Annotated in this window: 5 protein-coding genes; all 5 read left to right on the top strand. The window is 29.9% G+C overall.

Translation table 11 applies throughout. The annotated features are described in order from the left end of the window. Positions 1-529 precede the first annotated feature (529 nt). The gene (locus BM072_RS15255) at positions 530-946 is read left to right on the top strand and encodes a DUF6591 domain-containing protein (RefSeq protein WP_143080499.1); all 417 of its coding nucleotides are present in this window, start codon (positions 530-532) and stop codon (positions 944-946) included. A gap of 56 nt (positions 947-1,002) precedes the next feature. After that, positions 1,003-1,284, top strand: a complete 282-nt coding sequence (locus tag BM072_RS15250; RefSeq protein WP_092910716.1) for a hypothetical protein — start codon at positions 1,003-1,005, stop codon at positions 1,282-1,284. Positions 1,285-1,474: 190 nt separating this feature from the next. Continuing rightward, positions 1,475-1,765: a hypothetical protein gene (locus tag BM072_RS15245; RefSeq protein WP_092910713.1), complete on the top strand. Its 291-nt coding sequence runs from the start codon at positions 1,475-1,477 to the stop codon at positions 1,763-1,765. 321 nt (positions 1,766-2,086) lie between these two features. Then, the gene (locus tag BM072_RS15240; RefSeq protein WP_221405181.1) at positions 2,087-2,503 is read left to right on the top strand and encodes a hypothetical protein; all 417 of its coding nucleotides are present in this window, start codon (positions 2,087-2,089) and stop codon (positions 2,501-2,503) included. A gap of 38 nt (positions 2,504-2,541) precedes the next feature. Beyond that, positions 2,542-2,937, top strand: a complete 396-nt coding sequence (locus BM072_RS15235; RefSeq protein ID WP_125113184.1) for a hypothetical protein — start codon at positions 2,542-2,544, stop codon at positions 2,935-2,937. The last annotated feature ends 240 nt before the right edge of the window (positions 2,938-3,177 follow it).

The following is a 3,177-nucleotide window of genomic DNA, read 5'->3' as shown; positions in this document are numbered from 1 at the left end:
ATTCATAAAGTATTTGTTTTACCTATTATAAATCCATTAAATTATAGATTAAATTGTTAACGTGCTATTTTTTCCGTTTCGTCGACTGACCCCAATATAGACTATCAAAGAATTTATTACTTTAACAAAGTAATTACACGAAATACGGATATAGGGAATATTTCACGAAACTTTTCTATTATTTACTTCGTAAATTACTATGTTATGGGATAGTTTACCAAAAACCAAGACGTGAAGCGGAAAAAATCAAATATAAAATATTTCGACAGTTCGTAATTAATTACGAGAAAAACTCAATTTTTGACTTTGTAAAAAAACTCAAAAGAGATAATATTATTATATTAATTATGTCAAAAAAATAGAAAATAATACGCTAATGTGGAAAACCGTAAAATATTTCCAATTAGCAATTGTTTTTTTACAAAAATTAAAGTGGAGTTCAGAAACCACTAAAATAAACGAGGAGAATCTGAAAATCCTTAAGAGTAGGAAACTAATAATAAAAAAAATGACAAAATTTAAAAAAAGTTTGAAAATTCTTGCAGTTGCATTTCTTGCAGTATCACTAACAAACTGTAAAGGAAAAGAAAATGAAGATAACCTTGAAACCGTAGAAATGGAAACTCCAATGACTGACCCTACAGTTCCAGAAACGACAGATGCTGAATACGAAACTACTGAAATTATAGAGAGTGATAATTCAGGAAGTGAAGATTATGACAAAATGCTTGACGACTATGACGAATATGTAACAGAATATGTGAAATTCTATAAAAAAGCAATGAAAGGCGACAATAGTGCAATGGCTGAATATCCATCAATGATGGAAAAAGCAACTAAATTGCAAGAGAGTATGGAAAAAGCTCAAGGAAACGACCAATTAAGTGCTAAACAAATTGCTAGGATGATGAAAATTCAAGCAAAAATGGTAGAAGGAATGCAGTAAATAATGAATTGGTGTAAGGTTTAAAAAATTTTACACCAATTTTTATAAAAGCAAATATGAAAACACTTCTTATAATATTAGCAACATTTTCTTTCTTTATATCACATAGTCAAACAGAAAATGCAACTGATTATGAAAACATACAAGGAAAATGGATTTGTGTTACACCCAAATATAAAAATCACACTTTTTGGGTTAAAAAACTTTCATTTTTTCAAAAATATGACAGTGGAGTTTTAGAACAAGCATTACCATATCAAATTAATAAGCCAAATCGCGAAGAAATTGAAATAGTCGGATTATTTGTAAAGTGTAGTGGTTGTTATGACGATGTTTGAACAATTACAGAATTAACTCAAAAAGAATTAATTTTAGTAAACTTTGACACGGAAGAAACTGCAACTTACAAAAAAGTTTTAAGTACAAAATCGAAAAAAAAGTAATAAATTGAAAGTAGAGTTCAGAAACTACTAAAAAAACGAGGCGAAACCGAAAAGCCATACGTTTAGGAAAACATAAATAATAAAAATGAAAAAATCAATTACAATTTTTGGAGCAATAATTTTTGCAACTTTTACTTTAACAAGTTGTGGTAGTTCAGTGGAAAGTGATGCGAAAAAATTGGCTGAATTACAATGCAAATCTCAAAAGTTGAGCGAAAAAGTATTAAGTGGAGATATGTCTGTATCAGCAGAAAGTATGACATTAGCAACAGATGCCGCAAAACTTGCTCAAGAAATTGAAGGTAAATATACAACTGACGAAGAAAAACAGAAATTTGAAGAAGCCTTATTGAAAGAAATGGGTAAATGTGAATAAATTTACAGTAATAAAACTTCCTAAAACAGAAATGATTTAGGAAGTTTTTTTTAGTAGATAATGAGAAAACGCAAAAAACCATCCCATAACCGCCGTTTGGCAAGATTGCGAATTTTGTGGTAAATTCACGTTCTCGTTTCGCAAGATATTTTATCTTTAGCAGAAAATAAACGGTTACGAAGTTCGCAACCTCGCCAAGCGGCCAAACGTTAGCGGTCAGCTTAAAAGACCGCAGACAGGGAAAGCTGAAAACCTAATAGAGTAAGCAAAAAAATAAATTTCAAAAAAATGAAAAAATTAATTCTCTTATTCGTCATAACCTTGACGACAGTTGCTGTAAAAGCACAAACATCTCAAAAGTATAACAGTCTTTACCAACGGACGGAGTTTTTTGACTCACGAGGTAATATGATAGGTTATGCAAAAGAAAATACTCTTTACAACAGAATCGAATATTTTGACGCTAATGGAAATATGGTTAAGTATGAAAAACAAAATGACCTTTATAACAGAAAAGAAACATACGACCAAAATGGAAACCAACAAGGTTATGAAAAACAAAATAACCTTTACAACAGAACTGACAAATACAACTCTAACGGAAACCAAACGGGTTCTAAAAAATGGAATGATTTGTATAAGCGTTATGACGTATTTGATGCAAGAGGAAATAAAATAGGCCATTACAAGTATAATGACCTATACCAAAAATGGGAATATACAGAAAGTTCATATTAAATTTAAATATAGTTTTTAAACACAAAAAAAATAGGATGATGAAAAAATTACTTTTTTTACTTATTATAGTACTTCCAATTTTAAGTAATGCACAAGCACATTTAGGTAGCACAGAAAAAGAGATTAGAGATTTACATTCCGATAAAACTTTTGAAATTGGATATACAGATAATGGAGAGAAGTACATTAGTTCGTTTATGTATTTTGGAACTTTTGTCTACTATTTTGATAAAGAAACGAAACTTTCAAATTTTTGTATACAGATAGTAGATGAAATGCCGTATTTAAATGGACAAGTCGAAGCATATAATAAAAAGTATGTGATTGTTTCTGATTCAGAGTGGAAAGCATATCTTGAAGGTGGTAGTGTCTTAAAAATTAATTTATCTTATAATGAAGAACACAAATTTTATGTTTTTAAATACACTTTTTAATAGTACAAGATAAAAAGCCGAACCGCTAACATCGGTTTTGCAAAATGGCGGGATTAGTGCTTCTATGAAAGTTCAGTGCAAGGTTCAAGTTCAGTTTTTCAAATGAACATTTATGCTGAAAATCCGCCATCGCCAAGCGCCAAACCGTTGTACGCAACCTTACTAAAACTAAATTATTAAATGAGTTCACTCGGTACAAATCTTATTCAAGTCATAAAAGATAAGGAATTTCAAGCTGTT

The sequence above is a fragment of the Algoriella xinjiangensis genome (genome assembly GCF_900115015.1).
GTDB lineage: Bacteria > Bacteroidota > Bacteroidia > Flavobacteriales > Weeksellaceae > Empedobacter > Empedobacter xinjiangensis.
This window is presented reverse-complemented; position numbering and strand designations above follow the sequence as displayed.